The sequence below is a fragment of the Dactylosporangium sp. NPDC005572 genome, assembly GCF_040605515.1.
In the GTDB taxonomy this organism is placed as follows: Bacteria; Actinomycetota; Actinomycetes; order Mycobacteriales; family Micromonosporaceae; genus Dactylosporangium.
The window spans coordinates 1-20,596 of the sequence record NZ_JBEXCY010000074.1 but is presented as its reverse complement, the minus strand read 5'-3'; the positions used below and the strand labels follow the sequence as shown (position 1 = coordinate 20,596).

16 protein-coding genes are annotated in these 20,596 nt (G+C 70.8%); 10 read left to right on the top strand and 6 right to left on the bottom strand.

The features are described 5' to 3' along the window. Positions 1-182 precede the first annotated feature (182 nt). Positions 183-473 (top strand): SCP2 sterol-binding domain-containing protein, encoded by a 291-nt coding sequence (locus ABZS66_RS30250; protein ID WP_354763590.1) that lies wholly within the window; start codon positions 183-185, stop codon positions 471-473. A 143-nt stretch (positions 474-616) separates the two neighbouring features. Here ABZS66_RS30250 and ABZS66_RS30245 read toward each other — a convergent pair whose 3' ends face one another. From ABZS66_RS30245 to ABZS66_RS30225, 5 genes are all read right to left on the bottom strand, one after another. Further along, positions 617-1,921 (bottom strand): hypothetical protein, encoded by a 1,305-nt coding sequence (locus tag ABZS66_RS30245; protein WP_354763534.1) that lies wholly within the window; start codon positions 1,919-1,921, stop codon positions 617-619. A gap of 92 nt (positions 1,922-2,013) precedes the next feature. Further along, positions 2,014-5,388, bottom strand: a complete 3,375-nt coding sequence (locus ABZS66_RS30240; RefSeq protein WP_354763532.1) for a ThuA domain-containing protein — start codon at positions 5,386-5,388, stop codon at positions 2,014-2,016. 458 nt (positions 5,389-5,846) lie between these two features. Next, positions 5,847-7,799, bottom strand: coding sequence for a DUF4118 domain-containing protein (locus ABZS66_RS30235; protein ID WP_354763530.1), 1,953 nt, complete (start codon positions 7,797-7,799; stop codon positions 5,847-5,849). A 52-nt stretch (positions 7,800-7,851) separates the two neighbouring features. After that, positions 7,852-8,235, bottom strand: a complete 384-nt coding sequence (locus tag ABZS66_RS30230; RefSeq protein WP_354763528.1) for a response regulator — start codon at positions 8,233-8,235, stop codon at positions 7,852-7,854. Between the two features lie 70 nt (positions 8,236-8,305). Next, positions 8,306-9,190, bottom strand: coding sequence for a LysR family transcriptional regulator (locus ABZS66_RS30225; protein WP_354763526.1), 885 nt, complete (start codon positions 9,188-9,190; stop codon positions 8,306-8,308). A 70-nt stretch (positions 9,191-9,260) separates the two neighbouring features. Here ABZS66_RS30225 and ABZS66_RS30220 point away from each other — a divergent pair, with 70 nt between their 5' ends. The 4 genes from ABZS66_RS30220 to ABZS66_RS30205 all read left to right on the top strand — a co-directional run bounded on the left by ABZS66_RS30220 (position 9,261) and on the right by ABZS66_RS30205 (position 14,169). After that, on the top strand, positions 9,261-10,202 hold the full coding sequence (locus ABZS66_RS30220; RefSeq protein WP_354763524.1) for a DMT family transporter: 942 nt from the start codon (positions 9,261-9,263) through the stop codon (positions 10,200-10,202). Between the two features lie 143 nt (positions 10,203-10,345). Next, positions 10,346-12,166, top strand: a complete 1,821-nt coding sequence (locus tag ABZS66_RS30215; RefSeq protein ID WP_354763522.1) for a DUF4118 domain-containing protein — start codon at positions 10,346-10,348, stop codon at positions 12,164-12,166. A gap of 130 nt (positions 12,167-12,296) precedes the next feature. Further along, positions 12,297-13,691, top strand: a complete 1,395-nt coding sequence (locus tag ABZS66_RS30210; protein ID WP_354763520.1) for a ferric reductase-like transmembrane domain-containing protein — start codon at positions 12,297-12,299, stop codon at positions 13,689-13,691. A gap of 1 nt (position 13,692) precedes the next feature. After that, positions 13,693-14,169: an FMN-binding protein gene (locus tag ABZS66_RS30205; protein WP_354763518.1), complete on the top strand. Its 477-nt coding sequence runs from the start codon at positions 13,693-13,695 to the stop codon at positions 14,167-14,169. Positions 14,170-14,185: 16 nt separating this feature from the next. On the opposite strand, the gene ABZS66_RS30200 is transcribed toward ABZS66_RS30205, so the two are convergent. Next, positions 14,186-15,601: an aldehyde dehydrogenase family protein gene (locus tag ABZS66_RS30200; protein ID WP_354763516.1), complete on the bottom strand. Its 1,416-nt coding sequence runs from the start codon at positions 15,599-15,601 to the stop codon at positions 14,186-14,188. 115 nt (positions 15,602-15,716) lie between these two features. Here ABZS66_RS30200 and ABZS66_RS30195 point away from each other — a divergent pair, with 115 nt between their 5' ends. The 5 genes from ABZS66_RS30195 to ABZS66_RS30175 all read left to right on the top strand — a co-directional run. After that, positions 15,717-16,571: an SMP-30/gluconolactonase/LRE family protein gene (locus ABZS66_RS30195; RefSeq protein WP_354763514.1), complete on the top strand. Its 855-nt coding sequence runs from the start codon at positions 15,717-15,719 to the stop codon at positions 16,569-16,571. A 211-nt stretch (positions 16,572-16,782) separates the two neighbouring features. Then, positions 16,783-18,093, top strand: a complete 1,311-nt coding sequence (locus ABZS66_RS30190) for a sugar ABC transporter substrate-binding protein (protein ID WP_354763512.1) — start codon at positions 16,783-16,785, stop codon at positions 18,091-18,093. A gap of 114 nt (positions 18,094-18,207) precedes the next feature. Continuing rightward, the gene (locus tag ABZS66_RS30185) at positions 18,208-19,197 is read left to right on the top strand and encodes a sugar ABC transporter permease (RefSeq protein ID WP_354763510.1); all 990 of its coding nucleotides are present in this window, start codon (positions 18,208-18,210) and stop codon (positions 19,195-19,197) included. Further along, positions 19,190-20,032, top strand: a complete 843-nt coding sequence (locus ABZS66_RS30180) for a carbohydrate ABC transporter permease (RefSeq protein WP_354763508.1) — start codon at positions 19,190-19,192, stop codon at positions 20,030-20,032. Before ABZS66_RS30185 ends, ABZS66_RS30180 begins: the two co-directional genes overlap by 8 nt. Before the next feature lie 2 nt (positions 20,033-20,034). Then, positions 20,035-20,596: PfkB family carbohydrate kinase (locus tag ABZS66_RS30175; RefSeq protein ID WP_354763506.1), on the top strand; the 562-nt coding region annotated here is incomplete at its 3' end.

Genomic DNA, 20,596 nt, shown 5'->3' with positions numbered 1-20,596 from the left:
CGGCGATGAACGGCGAACGGTGGAGATCGACTACCGCGCGTGTTACCGGCGTGTTATCGAATGGTGGAGGGTGCGCTACGAGGAGTCAAGACGATAATACGTATTATCTAACGCCCGACCGCCGATCCGCGGGCCACCGATGAGTTCGGCCGGCCCGCCGGGTCAGTCACAGCACAACGAACCTGCGGAAAGGACAATCCAGCGACCGAGCTGAACAGACCCTGCAGTGGCTGGCGACCGACACCGCGGACGACGCGGGCGCCTGGTTCGTCGAACGGCGGCCTGACGGGGCGACGTGGCAGCGCGGAACCCGGCGGGCCGATGTGACGGTGACCGGCCCGGCACGATCGCTGCTGCTGACCCTGACCCGACGGCTCCCGCTCACCGGCCGCGAAGCCACCGGCATCAGCGTCGACGGCGACACCGGCCTCGCCCAGCACTGGCTCGACAACACCGCCCACGTCAGCGGCTGACCGGCACCCATCGCCAGTCGCCCAGCGCGCCGCGAGCATGACGAAACGCCCGGCCCGAGCGTGGTGCTCGGACCGGGCGTCATCCGCCGGCACGGCGGTGGCTGGGAGACGCAGCCACCGACGTGCCGCCGTGGTTGGAGCGGTCAGCCGCGCAGGCTGGCCATGCCTGCCGCGCTGATCCTGGCGAACCGCAGCGACTGGCCGGGGTCCCCGTTGCCGCCAGGGGCGTTGTCCTGCTCGTAGTTCGAGTTGTGGAACCCCTTGGCGCCGATGTTGCTGTAGAACCCCTTGTAGTTGATGTCGCTGCGGGGGTCGCCGAACGGGATCCACGAGTAGCCGTCGCCCACGCCGGGGGCCTGGCCGGTGGCGTCGCCGTCCTTGGCGTGGAACAGCGCGTACCGCTTGGTCTGCTTGGCGACCTGGGCGGTCGGGTCGAAGATGTCCTCGACGCGGTTGCCCTCCCAGTCGTAGCGCCAGCGGTGCTGGTGCTGAGCGACGTGGGCCCAGTAGACGTCCATCTCGATGACGACCAGGTCGGGGTCGGTGACGTCGAGGTAGTGCTGCATGAGCCGCTTGCCCGACTCGCCGCGGACCTGGGTCGGCGCGATCGGCTCACCAGTGATGCGGTTCTGGGTGACGGTCACCAGCGGACCGTCCTGCAGGAAGTTGTACGCCGGCGAGTGGTTGTGGGTGTACATCTGGATGCCCCACTGCCCCACGCTGATCTCGTTCAGCGCCGACCACTTCTCGCCCGCGAGGGTCCACGGCTCGATGTTGCGGTTGTTGGCGCTCGTCGGGTCGCTGCCGGTGCCCATGTAGGGCATGCCGAGGATCGCCGCGAACTCCAGCTCGGCCTGCAGCCGGTTGTAGTCCTGGGTGGTCATCGCGCCGCCGGCGCTGCCCGGGCCGTTCCAGGTGTTCGGGACGAACCCGTGGTTGCCGATCGCCTGCAGGCCGAAGGCGTCGAGGAAGCCACGCAGGGTGCGGGCGTACGCCAGGTAGGCCGCGCGCGCCTCCGGGGTGGTCACGCCGCCGGGGGCCGGGTTCGGCGCGGCGCCGCCCGGGTTCGCGGCGTTCTGGCCGTAGCCGGCGAACTCGATCTGCTTGAAGCCGGCCTTGGCCAGGAACTCGAACAGCTCCAGCCAGCCACCCGGGAGCGGCACCAGCGGCCCGAGGTCGGTCGGGTCCTTCGGGAAGTTCGGGCCGCCCAGGTAGCCCATCGTCGGCGCCACGCCGAGCGCGGCGGCCGCGGCGATGCCGATCCGGGTCGGGACGTCACGCTGGCTGTACGTGATGGTGCCGAGCTTGCCGTCGGGGATGAGCCGGCCGTTGGCCGCGAACGCCGACGAGGGGGAGAAGACGGAGGCCGGGCCGAGCGGGGTGAACGCGGCGGCCGCCGTGAGGCCGGCACCGGCCAATAACCGGCGGCGGCTGATCTTTCCGGACATGTGTTGCTCCTTCTGGTGGTTGTGCGTGTGGTTCAGACCGGGGCGGGGTGCGGCGGTACTGCGGGTGTCGCACCCCGCCCCGGGGGGTGGTGCTAGGGCGCGCTCACGCCCTGGCCGCCGAACTCCACCCAGTTGAGGTTGAAGAAGTTGTTCGTCGGCCCGCCCGTGACGGGACGGAACACCAGGTAGATCCGGTGTGCCCCGCCAGGATCGGCGATCGGGAAGGTCTGGCTGGCGTAGGTGGTCGCGTTCGCGGTGGGCGCGATCGTGACCGTGGTCAGGACCGGCCCGTCGACCGCGTCCAGGCGGACCTCGACGGACCCGGTACCGGCCGCGCCGCTGCCACCTGACGTGCGGAACGTCAGCGAGTTGATGTTCTGCAGGTTGACCGTGCCGTTGAGGGCGATCCAGTCACCGTTGCCGAGGCTGCCGCGTTGCAGCCCGCCGCCGGCGTCGGTGGTCGCCGCCGTGTTCGTGCCGGACTGGTCGACGGCGAACTCCAGCTCCTGCTTCTTCTGCCGGATGGTCGCCTGGTCGACCGTGGTCAGCGCCGGGATGCCGCCGGCACCACCCAGGTCCGTGTACGAGGCGCTGATCACGCCGAACACGTTGCCGCCGTGCGAGGCGTCCTCGTCGAACGTGGGCAGCGTCCCGGAACAGCCGGTGGCCGTCGACTCCGCGTGGCCGTGGCTGTCGTGCCCGAGCACGAACGTCACCTCGACACGGGAGCAGTCGATCGCACCGTCCTGCGGGTCGGTGACCGTGACGTTGAACGGGATCGTGTCGCCGAAGGCGAACAGCCCGCCCGCGGTGGGCACGGTGACCTTGACCGTCGGTGAGGTGTTGCCGACGGTGATCGTCGTGTTGGCCGAGGCGGTCTTGCCGCTGGAGTCCGTGACGGTCAGCCGGGCCGTGTACACCCCGTTGGTGGTGTACGTGAACGTCGGGTTCGGGTCGACCGAGTCGGTCGTACCGTTGCCGTCGAAGTCCCAGGCGAACTTGATGGAGTCGCTCGGGTCCGGGTCGTTCGAGCCCTCGCTGGAGAACGCGACGGTCAGCGGCCCGACACCGTCGGTCGGGGTGGCGGACAGCTTCGCGACCGGTGCCCGCGTGCCCTTGACGTAGCTGAACTTCACCAGCGCGGCGTCGGGGTTGATGTTGAAGAACCCGTCACCGTAGGTCAGCAGGTAGAAGTTGCCGTCCTTGCCCCACATCATGTCCATGGGGTTGTCGCACAGGAACGGCCGGGCGGGCGTGGTCGGCCCGGCGCCGCAGCTGAGCAGGTCATTGATCTTGAAGACCTGCCCGGACGAGTCCAGGCGGATCTCCCGCAGGTAGTCGCGGGTGAACTCGCCGAAGAAGATGGACTGGTCGTAGTACGCCGGGAACTTCGTCGGGTTGGGGTTGTTCGGGTCGTAGTCGTACTTGGCCGCGCCGTGCGGCCCGACGCCACCCGTGCCGAGCTCCGGGAACAGCTGCGGGCACCGGCCGGCCGGGCTCTGCGTGTAGTAGGCCGCGCAGGGCGTGCCGAGCGGGTTGGCCGCGTTGTTGTCCTGGAACGAGTACCACATGTCCGGCTGCGCGATCGGCGGCGCGTACGTCAGGCCGGTGTTCCACCGCGACGTGTTGGCCGGGCCGCGGTCCGGGTTGTTGCACTCGAACGCCTGCGGCGGGTTGTCCAGCGGCGTCGAGGTGTTGAAGTTCCACCGGTAGTACGGCAGGGTCGGCGAGTAGCACAGCGGCCAGCCGTAGTTGGCCGGTCGGCGCACGATCTCCATCCGGCCGGTGCCCGCCGGACCGCGGAACACCGTCGGCGTCGACGAGTCGGGCGAGTAGTCGGTGACGTAGGCGACGCCGTCCTTGTCCACGGTGATGCGGAACGGGTTGCGGAAGCCCATGGCGTAGATCTCGGGCCGGGTCTTGCCGCCGCCCTCCTCGTTGCCGGTGAACAGGTTACCGGCCGGGACGGTGTACGAGCCGTCGTTCTGGACCTTGATCCGCAGGACCTTGCCGCGCAGGTCGTTGGTGTTCATCGCCGAACGCCGGGCGTCGACGAACGGCGCGTTGTACTGCCCGGACGCGGTGATCATGTCGTTGAACGGCCCGAAGCCACCCGAGTTGCCGCCGCCCGCCGGGGTGTCGTCGCCGGTCACCATCCACAGGTTGTTGTCCTTGTCGAAGGTGATGTCGCCGGCGACGTGGCAGCAGGCGCCGCGGTCGACCGGCACCTTCATGATCTTCTGCTCGGACGCCACGTCGAGGGTCGGGGTGGGCCCGTCGACGAACTTGAACCGGGACAGCTGGAAGTAGCCCTTCCACGGATCCCACACGCTCGGGTCGGCGCCGGTGGTCGGCGAGTTCCCGGTCGGCGTCGTCTGCGGATACGGCGCTTCCATGGTCAGCGGCGAGTAGTACAGGTAGACCCAGTGGTTGTTGGCGAAGTCGTTGTCGACCGCCGGGCCGTACATGCCGTCCTCGCTGGCCATGTACACCGGGATCTGCGCCAGCAAGTGGGTGGTGTTGTTCGCCGGGTCGTGCAGGCGGACGCCGCCGCGGCGGTCGGTCTGCACGACGCGACCGTCGGGGAGCACGTCGAAGCCGATCGGCTCGCTGACGTTCGGCGGCGCGGCGATGTAGTCCATCTGGTAGTTGGCCAGCACGGTCGCGCCGCAGTCGCCGTCGGTCATGCCGGCGGCCCACTGGATCGCGCCGCCGAGGTGCGCCCGCAGGTCCTGCGTGCCGAAGCTGGCGGGGGTATCGCCGAGCCCGGTGTAGAAGGAGCGGCCGCCCTTGTAGTCCTTGCACCAGGTGATCGGGTGGTCGTAGCCCATGGTGCCGCCGGCGTAGGAGTTCTCGTCGACGGTTGCGAGCACGTGCGAGAAGCCGCGCACGTTGGAGGTGAAGTTGTACCACTGGTCGGTGCGGTTCCACGACTCCGGCAGGCTCTTCGACGCCGGGTGGACGCGGTCGGCGACCTTGATCCTGGCCTGCGTGACGGCGGACGAGCCGGACGCACGGGTGCCGAGGACGTCGGTGAGGAACGACCAGTCGGTCTCGGTCTCGATCGCCGAGTGGACGCCGACGAAGCCGCCGCCGTCGGTGTAGTACTCCTCGAACGCGGTCTGCTGTGCCGCGTTGAGCACGTCGCCGTAGGTGTTGAGGAAGACGACGACGCGGTACTGCTTGAGATGTGCCTGGTCGAACTTGCCGGCGTCGTCGGTCTCCACGACCGTGAACCGCAGCTGGTTGCCCAGCTGCTTGATCGCGGCGACACCCGCCGCGGTCGATGGACTCTTGGTGCCGGCGGCCTTGGTGAAGACCAGCACCTTGAACTGACTGCCGTTGCTGTCAATGGCCGGCGCGGCGAGCGCCGGCGCGGACGCCGACGTCGTTCCTACCAGCAGTGAAGCACTGAGGGCGAGCAGGCCGCCGAGCGCGGTGCGGCGACGACCTGGAGCGTTGAACATGAAACCTCCTCCGCGGGGTGTAGCCGGACGCGCAGGCCGCCGCTGACTCAGGCAGCAGCCGTTGGCGGACACGTCCGACCGGGGAACGGGATTGGTGAGGGTGCGCACGCCCGGAGGGAAGGCGTGCGACAAGAGTCGATCGTTGGGTGTGGCAATTGCGGCGACGTCGTACCGAGCTGCGCCCAGTGCTTGCTCGCCGGGATCCCGTGCAACGGGGCGAGCGACTGGCTCGGTCAACGCATAGCCGTCACCATATACGTCGAAACTTTCGAAAGATAGGTCTGTCACAGCAGAAGTTAGGCTGATATCGACGAAACTTCTGTTAGGAGTGTAGAAAGTTCGATCGATGTCGACAGAAGTGGGTGAAGATGGACTTCACCTAGTGAACGAGCGGAATAGGGGTCGCCGGCGTTACGCGTCCGCGTCCGCGTCCGCGAAGGATCCTGTAGCGGGCCGGCTCAGCGCGGTGCCGGCACGTGTCCGAGGTCAGCCGCCGGCTTGCCGGTCCGGGTCGGGATCGTGACGACCAGCGAGGTGCCTGCGCCCGGTGGGCTCGATATGGCCAGGTGTCCGCCCAGCGCCTCGACCCGGTCCTGGAGGCCGGTGAGTCCGGAGCCCCTGGACGGGTCGGCGCCGCCGACGCCGTCGTCGTGGATCGCGAGCTTCAGCATGTCGGGCTCGGTCGTGACGTCGACGTCCACCGCCGACGCCTGCGAGTGCTTGGCCGCGTTCGTCAGCGACTCCGAGACGACGTAGTAGGCGGCGATCTCCACCGGTGTGGGTGGTCGGTGGTCGGTGTCGACGCGCAGTCCGACCGGGATCGCGGACCGGCGGGCAAGTGCCTTGAGCGCCGGCGCGAGGCCGCCCGCACCGAGTATCGCCGGGTGGATGCCGCGCGCCAGCTCCCGCAGGTCGGCCATGACGGCGGAGAGGCTCGTCGCCGCCTGGGCCATGTGTGCCCGCAACTGCTCGCGGGACAGGTCGGCCTCCTCCGCGGCGCGCAGGTTGAGGCTGATGGCGATGAGATGCTGCTGCGCGCCGTCGTGCAGGTCGCGTTCGATGCGCTGGCGTGCCTCGTCGGCGGCGGTGGCTATCCGGGCGCGGGAGGCGATCAGCTGGGCCCGGCTGTCGGCGTTGGCGATGGCGGTGGCGGCGAGGTCGGTGAAGTCCGTGATGCGCTTCTCCGCGTCCTGCGGCAGCGGCTCGGCCTCCGCGGACGTGACGGTGACGGTGCCCCAGAGGCGGTTCTCGACGACGATCGGCACGGCGACCGCCGACTGGATGCCCAGCGCCAGCCGGCAGGCGTTGCCGGGGCCGGTCAGGTCGGCGTACGAGTCGGTCCGGGCGGCGTGGCCGGTGCGCCGGACCAGTTCGGCGACGCTGCCGTTCTCGACGAGTCCGTCGTCGCGCGTCACCGCCCTCCAGCGGCTGTGGGGCAGCGCCAGCAGGCCGGGCTGGTTGGTCGCGACGATCGTGACGGTCTCGTCGGGCTCGAAGTGCAGCAACGTCGTATGACGGTCGTCCAGGAGGCGGCTGACCTCCGTGGTGACGGCGTGGAAGACCTCGGCCGGGTTGACGGCGCGCGCCACGAGCGTCGCCACCCGCCGCAGTGCGGCCTGCTGGGCCGCCCGGGCGCGGAGCTCCTCCCCGTTCAGGGCGAGCGCGTTGACCATGGCCGCGCGTTCGCGCGCCGCATGCAGCAGTGAAGCGAGCGGCGGGACCACCCGCTGCTCCAGGCGGAGCACCTGCCGGTCGGGCACACCGTCGGGCACGCGAAGCGTCCCCAGCACGGTGCCGTCGTGGCGGAGCGGGAACGCGGTTCGCCGGGCACCCTCACGGGCGCTCCCGTCGGCGGCGATCTCGTCCGGGACGGTCCGATCCGGGCGGCGGTCCTCGGCGCCGGACGCGCTGACCTCCGGTTCGATCGCGGCCGCGGGCAGGTCCAATGCCTGCGTGATCTTCCGGGACACCGCGGGCAGCGCCGCGGCGATGTCGTCCGTGTCGAGCAGCAGGCGGGCCATGTCAGCCGTGAGGTCGGACTCCTGGGCCTGCGCGGCCCGTCTCCGGGACTGGTTCGCCAGAGCGCTGACCACCACCGCCACGCTGACGAACACCACGAGCGGCGTCACGTCCCGGACATCGGAGTCGGCGAGGTTGCTGATGGGCGTCACGAACAGGTACACGAACGCGACGACACTCGCCAGCGCTGTGGCCACCCCCAGCCACAGCCCCCAGACGATCGACACCAGCACGACGCCGAGCAGGTAGATCACGCTCGGCGTCGACTCTCTCGTAATTCTGTGGAGCGGGAGGGTGAGCAGGCTCTCCATCGTGATGAAGAGGAGAGCGACCGCGATTCCCAGCCACGCGGACGGGGGCGTCGGCCGCACCAACATCGACAACGGGCTCACGCGCACAATGCCAATTTAGTCCGATTTAATCGTACTTTGCCATGGTTGGCGGCTACGCAGTGCTGCCGTGACGCGTGCTGCTCAGGGCGTCGTGGATCGTGCGGGCCGACAGCTCCGCCTTGTCCACGAACGCCATCGCGGAACTCTCGTGGAGCAGGTCGACCAGCTCGTCCCTGGAGTGGCTGGAGATCAGGATGACCGAGACCGCCCAGCTGCGGTCCCGGCGGGTGGCTTCAATGCGTTCGGCCAGGTCGAAGCCGCTTTCGGCACCCAGGTAGACATCCACCAGGACGACGTCCGGGCGAAGGGCGTCGATGTGGTCAATCGCCTGGGCGCTGTCGTGCGCCACCCCCACGACGGTGATGCCTTGACCGGTCAGCGCCCGCTCGGCGGCAGCGAGGAACGCGGCCGAGTCGTCGACGATGAGGCACCGCATCCCCATCACCCCAGCCTTCCCGGTCCAACCAGTGAGGATCCCAACGCTAACGCGCGCAGGCAGGGCTCACTCATGCCGTTCGGTGGGCGTGACCGGATCCTGCTGCTCCGGCTGCGGCCTGCTCCACCAGGGCGGTCACCGCCGGATGCCACGGACGGTCGAGCGGGCCGCGGAGCACCAGCCGCCGGGTCAGGACCGGCCGCAGCGGCACGAGCACCAGTCGCGGATCGAGCATCGCGGCGGCGAGCCCGGGCACGACCGACACGCCGATCCCGGCCCGGATCATCGCGAACAGGGTGCCCAGTTCCCGCACCCGGTGGGTCGGGTGGAGCGGGACGCCGCCGAGCCGGTGCGCCTCGCGGACGTGCCGCTCGCAGCCGCCGCGCGAGAGCAGAAACGGGTCGTCCTGCAGATCGGCGACGCCTACGGCGTCCTCGCGGGCGAGGGGATGGTCGCGGCGCAGGACCGCGTGGAACGCGTCCTCCGCGAGGACGTGACCCGGCCCGGGTGGCGGGTCCACGACGACGGCCAGGTCGACGGTGTGGCCGGCGAGCCAGTCGGCGACCTCGTCGTCCTCACCCTCGAACAGCGCCACGTCGACTCCCGGCAGTTCGTCGCGCCAGCGGGCGAGCAGCCCGGGCATGAGGCCCTGGCAGACCGTCGGCGGCGCGGCGAGCTTGATCGAGCCGGTCGGCCGGCCGTCGCGCTGGGCGGCCAGCATCCCGATCGCCGCCGCCGCCCGCACCGCCGCTCGGGCATGCGCGGCGATCTCGGCGCCGAATGCGGTCGCGCGAACCCCACCCTGCCGGGTCACCACCGGGTGACCGAGAGTCCGCTCGAGGGTGGCGATCGTGTGCGACACCGCTGACTGGCTGATGCCGAGCGTCGCCGCGGCGCCGCTGAAGCTGCCGTCGTCGAGGACCGCGACGAACGCGCGGAGCTGTGCCAGATTCATGAGCAACCCTCATAGTGCGATGCACGCCACTTGTTGGACTCATAATGCGGCGCCGCCGCATGATCCGTCCATGCGCAACGCCCGCTGGGTGCCCTCGTTCCTGCTGCTGTCCCTGATCTGGGGCTCCAGCTTCCTGTTCATCAAGGTCGCGGTCAGCGCCGGCGTCGAGCCGGTGTGGCTCGCGTTCTGGCGCTGTGCCTTCGGCGCCGCGGCGCTGGCGGTGTGCTGCCTGGTCCTGCGGGCGCCCCTGTCCCGGGATCCGGTCGCGTGGGGCCATGCCTTCGTTGTCGCCGCGTTGCTCAACGCCGTGCCGTTCGCCCTGTTCGCGTATGGGCAGACGCACGTCACCACCGTGCTCGCCGGCGTGTTCAACGCCACGACCCCGCTGACCACGTTCGTCTTCGCGCTGGCGCTCGTCCCCGCGGAGCGGCCGACCGCCCGCCGGCTGGTCGGCCTGGTCGTGGCGTTTGCGGGAGTGCTCGTCGTGCTCGGCGTCTGGGACGGGCTCGCCGGGGCACCGCTGCTCGGCGCGCTCGCGTGCCTCGGCGGCACGCTCTGCTACGGCGCCGGGTTCGCGTACACGCGCCGATTCGTCGCCGGCCGGGCGGAGCCGGCGGCGACGCTGTCGGTGATGCAGATCGGCACCGCGACGCTCCAGCTGGCGCTGGCCGCCCCGCTCATCGACGGTGCGCCCGGCTGGCCCGGCCCGCAGGCCGCCCTCGCGCTGGTCGCGTTGGGGGCGGTGGGCACCGGCGTCGCGTACATCATGAACCTGCGCATCATCCAGGCGGCCGGCCCGACCGTGGCGGCGTCCGTCACGTACCTCGTCCCGCTGTGGTCGACGCTGTTCGGCGCGGTCCTGCTCGGCGAGCCGGCCGGGCCCACGACACTCGCGGGCGCGGCCCTGGTGATCGGCGGCGCGATGCTGACCGCCGCCCGACGGGACACCCCGACCACAGCCGCACCGGTGCGTGCGCACCTCGGAGCGCCAGCTACGAGCCAGTATGATTGATGTTGGGCCATTTCCCCATACCTGCGGAGAATCACCCGAATTCGCGTCCGGGCACTCGCGACGGCAGCCATGTGGCTGGTTGCCGCCCGGGCGGAACGCGGCTTCCACGTGAGGCAAGCGACGTGGAAGGAGGGTCGTAGCCGATGCGCGCACGCCTGTTGTCGTTGCTGCTCCGCCCGACGCAGCCACCCCTCGCGCTCGGGCTCGTGGTCGCCGCGGGGCTGGTTGTGGCGGAGACCCTCGTGCTGTACCCGCTCAGTCAGGCCACCCATCAGAGTGTCAAGGGCGTGATCTACCTGCTCGGCGTGCTGGTGGTCGCGACCGTGTGGGGTGCCTGGCTGGGGGCCGTGACGTCGGTGGCCAGCGCCCTCGCCTTCAACTACTTCCACCTCGCGCCCTTCTGGAGCCTGCACGTCAACACCAACCAGAACCTGGAGGAGCTCGCGCTCTTCATCGTCGCCGGGCTGATGACCAGCGGCCTGGCGGACCTGGCCCGGTCCCGTGCGGTCGAGGCGACGGAACGCCGCCGGGAGGCCGACCTCGCGGCCGAACTGGCCCACATCATGCTGGGGGCGGACGAGCTGCATTCGGCGCTTGGCGCGGCGTCGCGGCGGCTCGCCGAGGTGTTCGAGCTGCCGTCCGCGGCGATCGAGCTCGGGCCGGTCGCCGCCGACGAGCGCCGGGCCGCCTTCCCGCTGCGCGACGGCGCCACGCGCATGGGGGTGTTTCTGGTCCCCGCCGACCTGCCGGAGCACACGCTGATGCGGCTGCGGCAGCGGGTGGTCCCGTCGCTGGAGGCGTTGCTCCGTGCGGCGTTCGACCGGGAGGCGAGTCGCGAGCGGCTCAACGTGCTCGTGCAGGAGCAGGCCGCGCTGCGGCAGGTGGCGACGCTGGTCGCGGGTGGTGTCTCGCCGACCGAGGTGTTCGGTGCGGTCACCGCCGAGCTCGGCCGTCTGCTGGGCCTCGACAGCACGATCCTGATCCGCTTCGAGGCCGACGGCACGGCCAGCAGGGTCTCGGGCCGCACCGTGGCGAGCGGCGCCGTGGGCAACATGCATGTCCCGCTCGACGGTGACAACGTCGCCGTCAGGGTGTTGCGCACCGGCCGCGCGGCCCGGATCGACGACTACGACAACGCTACGGGCAGGGTCGCCGCGATCATGCGTGGTTCGGGCATTCGCTCGGCGGTGGGTGTCCCGGTCGTGGTCGACGGCCGGTTGTGGGGCGTGGCCTCGGTGACGTCTTCGAGGCCGCAGCCGATCCCGCCCGGCGTCGAGGCGCGGCTGGCCGCCTTCACGGAGCTCGTCGCGACCGCGATCGCCAATGCCGACAGTCGCACGCAGCTGATGGAGTCCCGGGCCCGGATCGTCGCCGCGGCTGACGACGCCCGCCGCCGGGTCGAACGGGATCTGCACGACGGCGCACAGCAACGTCTCGTTGCGCTGAGTCTTGACCTGCGCACGGCGCAGGCCGCACTGCCCGACGGGCCGGACCCGGTCAAGGCGCTGCTGTCGCAGACCGTGGAGGGCCTGACCGGCGTCTTCAACGACCTGCGAGAGATCGCCCGCGGGATCCATCCGGCGATCCTGTCCGAGGGAGGGCTCGGCCCCGCACTCAAGACGCTTGCCCGTCGCAGCCCGGTCCCGGTCGCACTCAACCTGCACCTCGACCGGGAGATGCCGGATCCGGTCGAGGTGGCCGCGTACTACGTCGTTTCCGAAGCGCTCACCAACGCCGCCAAGCACGCCCGGGCGTCCGCCGTGTGTGTCGAGGTCGAAGCGGGGGACGCGATGCTGCGGATCCTGGCGCAGGACGACGGCGTCGGGGGAGCGGACCCCGGCAAGGGCTCCGGGATGATCGGCCTGCAGGACCGCGTCGAGACGCTCGGGGGCAGCATGGAGGTCGTGAGCCCGGTCGGCCACGGGACCACACTGCTGGTCAAGATCCCGATCGGCAGCGGGTGACGCCGAGGCCCGGCGGAGCGACTGTCCAAACTGGAGCGGATCCAGGCTTCGGAGGCCTTCGATTAGCGGTGCCTTAAAAGATGTTGAAGCATTCGACAGTGGCCCGTGCCGGTTGGTAAGACCGTCCGCGGTGGACACGCGAAGGGCAGCACACGAGGCGCTCATCCCGTCCAGGTTCCGGCGGCCGTACCGGCGGCGGGAGTCCGTGGATGCGTGGCGGGCGGGGACGATCGCCGTCTTCTGGGCCGGGTTGGTGGTGACGCTGGCGCCGTGGTGGGTGAACACGCCCGACGGCTTCCTCGGCGACGGCGCGGCCTCGCTGACCGCGGCCGGGCGGATCACCGGTCTGCTGGCCGGCTACGTCCTGCTGGTGCAGGTACTGCTGATGAGCCGGGTGGCGTGGCTGGACCGCTGGCTCGGCGCCCGTGATCTGCTGCACTGGCACCGGGATCTGGGCGTCTTCGTCGTCGCGCTGGTCGTGGCGCACGCCGCCTTCATCACCCTCGGCTATGCGGGGTTCGAGCGGGTGTCGCCGCCGCGGGAGGTGGTGCGGCTGCTGACGGTGGACAAGTACGAGTACATGACCGGGGCCTTCGTCGCCACCGGGCTGCTGGTCGCGCTGGCGGTGCTGGCCGTGCCCCGGCTGCGGCGGCGGATGTCGTACGAGGTGTGGCACCTGCTGCACCTGTCGGCGTACGTGGTGCTCGTGCTGTCCGTCGGCCACCAGTTCACCGTCGGGCAGGAGACGTCGGCGCCGGGGCTCTCGCGATACACCTCGATGCTCTTCTGGTGTCTGGTGGTGGCCGCCGTGCTGTGGGGCCGGATCGTCGCCCCGCTGCGGATGAACCTGCGCCATCGCTTCCGCGTCCGCGAGATCGTCCCCGAGGGCGCCGACATGATCTCGATCTACATCGCGGGCCGGCGGATGCGCGGCCTCGGCGTGCGGGCCGGGCAGTTCTTCCGCTGGCGGTTCCTGGACCGGCGCAACTGGTGGCAGGCGCACCCGTTCTCGATGTCCGCCGCACCCAACAACGACTGGCTGCGGCTCACCGTCAAGGTCGTCGGCGACCACACCGCCGGGCTGCGTGAGCTGCGCCCCGGAACACCGGTCTTCGTGGAGGGCCCGAGCGGGGACTTCACCGCCGACCGCCGCCGGCAGGCCCGCGCGCTGCTCATCGCCGGCGGCAGCGGCATCGGCCCGGTCCGCGCCCTGCTGGAGGAGCTGCCGCCGCGCACGGTGGTGCTCTATCGGGCCCGCAACGCCGGCGAGCTGGTCTTCCGCGAGGAGCTGGAGCTGCTGGCCCGGGCCCGGGACGCGCAGATCTGGTACGTCACCGGCGGCCGCGACGACCCCGGCCCGCGCCGCGCGTTCAGCCCCGCGGGCCTGCTCGAGCTGGTCCCCGACGTGGCCCGCCGGGACGTGTACCTCTGCGGCTCGGCCGGCCTCGTGGACGCCTCGGTCATCGCGTTACGCCGGGCGGGAGTGCCGCCGCGGCAGATCCACCTCGACCCGTTCGAGTTCTGACATGCGGCGCGTCGGCGTGGCGTTGCTCGGGACCGGGCTGTTGACCGGGGTCCTCATCGCCATGAAGTCCCAGACCCCGGCCCCGCCGGCCGGCCGGCCACCCGCGGACGGCGGTACCGGCTCCCCGCTCCCGGCCGCGGCGAGCCGGATGCCCGAGGTCGGCGTGGTGGACCTGACCCGGATGACCGACGGTCCGCACCTCGGCGCCGTGTTCCCCAACCGCTACGGACCGGTCCAGGTCCGCATCACGGTCCGCGGCGGCCGACTGGTCGACGTCGAGGCGGTCCAGCTGCCGGCGGCCGCGGCCCGGGGCATCGAGATCGGCCGCCGCGCGACGCCGGTGCTGCGGCAGCAGGCACTGCAGCGGCAGAGCGCCGACCTGGACGCGGTGTCCGGCGCGACGTACACGAGCGACGGCTATCGGCGGTCGCTGCAGTCCGCGATCGACGCCGCCCGAGCCGGCCGGCCCGCCGCCTGACCCGCCACCGGCGTGGCTACGGGCGGAGCACGACCAGCTTCTCCTGGAGCAGGTCCGCGATCGCGTACCGTACGCCCTCGCGTCCCTGGCCGGACCCCTTGACCCCGCCGTACGGCATGTGGTCGGCCCGGAACGACGGCGGCATGTTCACCAGGACGCTGCCGGCCTGGGCCTTCCGCGCGTACTCCAGGGAGCTGGCGAGGCTGCTGGTGTAGACGGCCGTGTTGAGGCCGTAGTCGGTCGCGTTCACCTCGTCGATCGCCTGCGCGACGGAGTCGACGACGATGACGCTGACGATCGGGCCGAACGCCTCCTCGCACACCAGGGGGCTGTCGCGCGGCACGTCGACCAGGACCGTCGGCGCCATGAGCGTGTCGCTCACGGTCCCGCCGACGGCGACGCGGGCGCCCGCCCGCACCGCGGCGGTGGCCCAGGCGTGCAGGCGTTCGGCGGCGTCCCGGCTGATCAGCGGCCCGACGACGGTGTGCTCGTCGTGCGGGTCGCCGTAGGGGGTGTCGGCGAACGACCGCACGAGCGCGGACACGAACCGCTCGGCCGCGGGTCGCTCGACGTAGACGCGCTGCAGCGAGACGCAGGCCTGTCCGGAGCCGCTGAGCGCCGCCGTGGTGGCGTCGCGGACGGCGCGGTCGAGGTCCGCGTCGGCGGCGACGACCATGGCGGTGTTCGAGCCGAGCTCCAGCACGTGATGCTTGCGGGGCGACTGCGCCTTCAATCGCCAGCCCACCGTCGAGGACCCGGTGAAGGTGAGCACGGCCACCCGGCTGTCCTGCTGCCACGTGTCGACGATGTCGGCCGGCGGGCCGGTGACCAGGTTGAGCCACCCGGCCGGCAGCCCCGCGCGCTCGAACAGCCTGGTCATCAGGCCGGCGGTCAGGGGCGCGTGCTCCGACGGCTTCAGCACCACCGCGCAGCCGGCGGCGAGGGCCGGGCCGACCTTGTGCAGGACCAGGTTGAGCGGGAAGTTGAAGGGCGTCACGGCGGCGACGATGCCGCGCGGGCCGGGCACGGTGAAGGCGAACGTCCCGGCGCCGGCCTCGACCGCGTCGAGCGGCACCGTCTCGCCCGGCAGGCGGCCGGCCTCCTCGGCCGAGAGCCGCGTGGTGAGCACGGCCCGCGCCACCTCGGTCCGCGACGCGGTGATCGGCTTGCCGACCTCCGCCGTGATCAGCTCGGCGAGCTCGCCGGCGTGGGCCTCGATGAGCCGGCTCGCCTCGGCGAGGATCCGGGCGCGGGCGTACGGCGGCAGTCCGTGCCGCATCGCGTCCTGCGCGGCGTCGACCGCCGCGGTGGCATGGTGCTTCGTCGCGACCGACACGGTGCCGAGCTGCGCGCCGGTCCACTTGTCCGAAACGGTCCAGCGGTCGGCGGTCTCCTGCCAGACCCCGGCGACGTACAGGCCTTGATGCTGCATCGGGTCCCCTTCGGTGGCGAACATGTGGACAGTCCATCAGATCGTGTAAAAGTTCTAACATCCAATGTTCGAATTGTCACAGACTCCACTGCGGTGGAGGTGGAGGGAGTCGTCGATGGTGCTGGCGGAGCAGGTCACGGCGCCGGTCGCGTACCACGCCGAGGGGGCCGTCTGGAGTGCCGGCTGGGGCGGCCTGAAGTGGGTCGACATGCTGGCCGGCGCGGTGCTGTCGCTGGACGCCGCCACCGGCGCGGTGAGCCGCCTGGACGTCGGGTCGCCGGTCGCGGCGATGGTGCGCCCGCGGACCGGCGGCGGCATCGTCGTCGTCACGGAGCGTGAGTTCACGCTGTGGGAGCACGATGTGCGGGTTCGCACGAGCGGCCCGGTCTGGCCGGACACCTTGCGGCGGTTCAACGAGGGCGGCTGCGACCCCACCGGCGCGATCATCTGCGGCTCGATGTCGTACGCCCGCGAGAGCGGCGCGGGCGAGGTCTTCCGGATGTGCCCGGACGGGACGGTCGAGCGGCTCCTCGGCGGTGTCACCATCTCGAACGGGCTCGGGTTCACCGCTGACGGGGGGCGGATGTACTACGTCGACTCCAGGACCCGGCGGGTGGACGTCTTCGACGTCGACGGGGGCCGCCCGACCGCCCGGCGGCCCTTCGTGTCGGTGCCGGACGGCGCGGGCAACCCCGACGGCCTGTGGGTCGACGAGCACGACGGCGTCTGGGTCGCGCTGTACGGCGGCGCCGCGGTGCACCACTACGACGCCGGCGGCACCCTGCAGGACGTGGTCGAGGTGCCGGTGCGGCAGGTGACCTCGTGCACGCTCGGCGGCGACGACCTGGACACCCTGTTCATCACGACCTCGCGCGAGAACCTCCCGCCCGGGGAGCAGCCGCGGGCGGGCGCCGTCTTCGCCGCGCGCGTCGGGGTGCGGGGCCTCCCCGTGCTTCCGTTCGCCGGATGACCGGCGGCGCCGGCAAGGTGCTCTGGGAACATGTTTGGGTGGGCAAGCACATGCCGCTGGACGGCGGTTCCTGGTCAGAGGGCTGGCGCGTGAGCGCAAAGGCTCAAAGAATGTTTCGTTGACACCAACCTTGCGTCAGTGTTCAATTGGCACCACTCAGCGGGCGAGGTCACACGACACCCCTCTCGCCCCCCGCCAAGGGAGTCGTTCTATGAAGACTCGTTCCCTCGTAGCAGGCGCGTTCGCCGTTCTTGTCGCTGCCACCCTGGCGGCCTGTTCCGGTAGTGGCGCCGACTCCGGCGACGGCGCCGGGGTCACGCTCACCTATTGGGCCAGCAACCAGGGCGCGAGCCTCGACAACGACAAAGAGATCCTGACGCCGGAGCTCGAGAAGTTCACCGCGAAGACCGGCATCAAGGTCAAGCTCGAGGTCGTCCCGTGGTCCGACCTGACCAACAACACGCTCGCGGCCGCCGTCAGCGGCCGGGGCCCCGACGTGCTCAACATCGGCAACACCAACGCGGTGACCTTCCAGTCCACCGGCGCCTTCTACGCGTTCGACGACGCCGCGCTCACCAAGCTCGGCGGCAAGGACCACTTCGTGGAGTCCGCCTTCGCCACCGCGGGCAAGCCCGGCCAGCCGCCGACCTCGCTGCCCCTCTACAGCCAGGTCTACGCGCTCTACTACAACAAGCAGCAGTTCGCCGCCGCCGGCCTGCAGCCCCCGGCCACCTGGGAGGAGCTGATCTCGGCCGCCCAGAAGCTCACCAAGCCGGCCGAGAACAAGTGGGGCGTGGTGATTCCCGGCGCGACGGTGAACGCCAGCATGCACTACTCCTACATCTTCAGCGAGCAGCAAGGTGGCTCGGCGTTCGACGCGGACGGCAAGCCCACGTTCACCTCGCAGGGCATGATCGACGGCGTCCAGCAGTACGTCGACCTGATGAGCCGCTACAAGGTCGTCAACCCGAGCTCCGCGCAGTACACCGAGATCGGGCAGGCGGCGGGTGAGTTCGCCCGGGGCAACGCGGCGATGTACCTCGCGCAGACCTCCGGCATCAACACCCTGACCCAGAACGGCATGAAGCCCGACCAGTACGGCATCGTGCCGATCCCGGCCCCCGCGGGCAAGACGAAGATCAGCAGCTTCGTCGCCGGGTCGAACATCTCGATCTTCAAGAACACCAAGCACCTCGACGCGGCCATCGAGTTCGTGAAGTTCATGACGAGCGACGAGGAGCAGGCGATCCTCAACAAGGCCTACAAGTCGCTGCCCGCCGTCAAGGGCGTCGAGTCGGCGATCGGTGACGAACCGGCCAAGAGCGAGGTGTTCACGAAGATCCTCGGCGAGCAGGCCAAGCCGCTCCCGCTGATCCCGGGCATCCAGGCCTTCCAGGCCAACGTCGGCGGCGCGGTCGTCAAGCTGATCGCCAAGGCCGCCACCGGGGCGCAGGTCTCCTCGGCCGACGTCAAGGCCGCGCTCGACGAGGCCCAGCAGAAGATGGCGTCCGCGCCGAAGTAGCCGAGGTGGCGCCGGCCGAGGCCGGCACACCCACCCGTCCCTGTCCCGCACAACGAGGCCCCGGCGCCGCCCCTCCCGCAACGCGGGGCGGCCCCGGGGCCGGGGAGAGCAACGATGTCTGTGACGCTCCCGCAGCGGCCGGCCCGGCAGCTCCGCCTGGGCAGGTCGCAGCGCAAGGCCCCGGTGCCCGCGCCGCGCAAGTGGCTCACCTGGCGGCGCTGGACGCCGTACCTGCTCATCCTCCCGGCCATCGTGCTGGAACTGCTGATCCACGTCATCCCCATGGTCGTCGGCATCTGGATGAGCTTCGTCGAGCTGACCCAGTTCTTCATCGCCAACTGGGGCGAGGCGCCGTTCGCCGGCCTCGGCAACTACCGGGTCGCGCTGGACTTCTCCGGAGCGCTCGGCGAGCAGCTGCTCAGGTCGTTCGGGCTCACGCTCGGCTTCACGCTCCTGGTCGTCGGCATCTCGTTCGCGTTCGGGATGTCGGCCGCGCTGGCCCTGCAGCGCTTCGGGCGCGGCCGGGGCCTGCTGCGCACCCTGTTCCTGGTGCCGTACGCGCTGCCCGCCTACGCCGGGATCGTCACCTGGAAGTTCGTCCTCCAGCGCGACAACGGTCTGCTCAACGAGCTGCTGACCGCCCTGCACATCACCGGCGAGCCCACGTTCTGGCTGATCGGCAACAACGCCTTCGTCTCGCTGGTGATCGTCTCCGTCTGGCAGCAGTGGCCCTTCGCGTTCCTCATGACGATGGCCGGCATGCAGGTCATCCCGGAGGACGTCTACGAGGCCTCGGCGATCGACGGCGCCGGCACGTGGCAGCAGATCCGGTACATCACGCTCGGCATGATGCGCCCGATGAACGCCACGCTGCTGCTCCTGCTGTTCCTGTGGACGTTCCGCGAGTTCAACACCCCGTTCGTGCTCTTCGGCGCGACGCCGCCCGAGTCGGCCAACCTCATGACCATGCACATCTACAACAGCTCGTTCATCACCTGGAACTTCGGCCTCGGCTCGGCGATGTCCGTGCTGCTGATGCTGTTCCTGATCCTGGTCGCCGGGCTGTGGGCGCTGTGGAACAGGAAGGTGAACCGCGATGCGTGAGCAGACCTCGTTCCGGGTCTTCCGCTGGCTCGTGCTGATCCCGCTCGGGCTCTTCACGGTCATGCCGCTCTATGTGATGGTCACCTCGGCCCTCAAGCCGCTGCGCGATGTGCAGGGCGCGTTCGAGTGGTGGCCGTCGAACCTGACGATCTCGCCGTTCGTCGACATCTGGTCCACGGTGCCGCTCGCGCAGTACTTCGTGAACAGCCTGATCGTCACGACGGCGGCGACCGTGTTCAGCGTGCTCATCGCGGTCTTCGCGTCGTACGCCCTGTCGCGGTACACCTTCCGCGGCGGCCGGCTGTTCTCCGGTGTCGTGCTCTCGACGCAGATGTTCCCCGGGGTGCTGTTCCTGCTGCCGCTGTTCCTGGTGTTCGTCAACATCGACAAGAGCCTCGGGTTCACGGCCGTGTACCAGACCCGGCTCGGGCTGATCATCACCTATCTCACGTTCACCCTGCCCTTCTCGATCTGGATGCTGACCAGCTACTTCAACGGCATCCCGCGCGACCTCGACGAGTCGGCCCGGGTCGACGGGGCCTCCGCGATCGGCGCGCTGATCCGCATCGTGCTGCCCAGCGCCCGGCCCGGCGTCATCGCGGTCGCCGTCTACGCGTTCATGACGGCCTGGGGCGAGATCCTCTTCGCCTCCCAGCTGACCGACAGTGCGTCGCGCACCCTGTCGATCGGCCTGCAGAGCTACGCCACCGAGACCAACGTCTACTGGAACCAGGTGATGGCCGCGGCGCTGGTCGTCAGCGCGCCGATCGTCGCCGGGTTCCTGCTGCTGCAGCGCTACCTGGTGGCGGGGCTCACCGCGGGCGCGGTGAAGTAGCCGTGCCGCTCGAAGTCCTGTGCGTCGGCGTGGTCACGGCCGACACCATCGCGGTCGTCGACCACGTGCCGGGCCCGGACGGCCGGGTCGTCGCCGCCCCGTTCACGGCGGCCGGCGGCGGTCCGGCCGCGACCGCGGCGGTCGCGCTCGCCCGGCTGGGCGTCCCCGTCGGCTTCTGCGGCGTGGTCGGCGACGACGAGGACGGCGAGCGGGCCCGCGCGCTGCTCGACGACGCCGGCGTCGACACCCGCTGGCTGACGACCCGGCCGGGCACCGCCACCACCAGCAGCGTGGTCGTCGTCACCCGCGCGACCGGCGAGCGGATGATCATCACGACCCCGGCCACGCCGCCGGACCCGGCCGCCGTGCCGGTGCACGCCGCCCGGTGGCTGCACGTCGACCAGACGGGGTACGGCAGCGTGCGCGCCGCCGTCACCGGCGCGCCGGCGCAGGTGCTGCTCAGCGTCGACGGCGGCAACCCGGTCCCCGGGCTCGACCTGCGCGGCGTGGAGCTCTACGCCCCGTCCGTGGCGGCGCTGCGGGCGGTGTTCCCGGCGTCCGCGG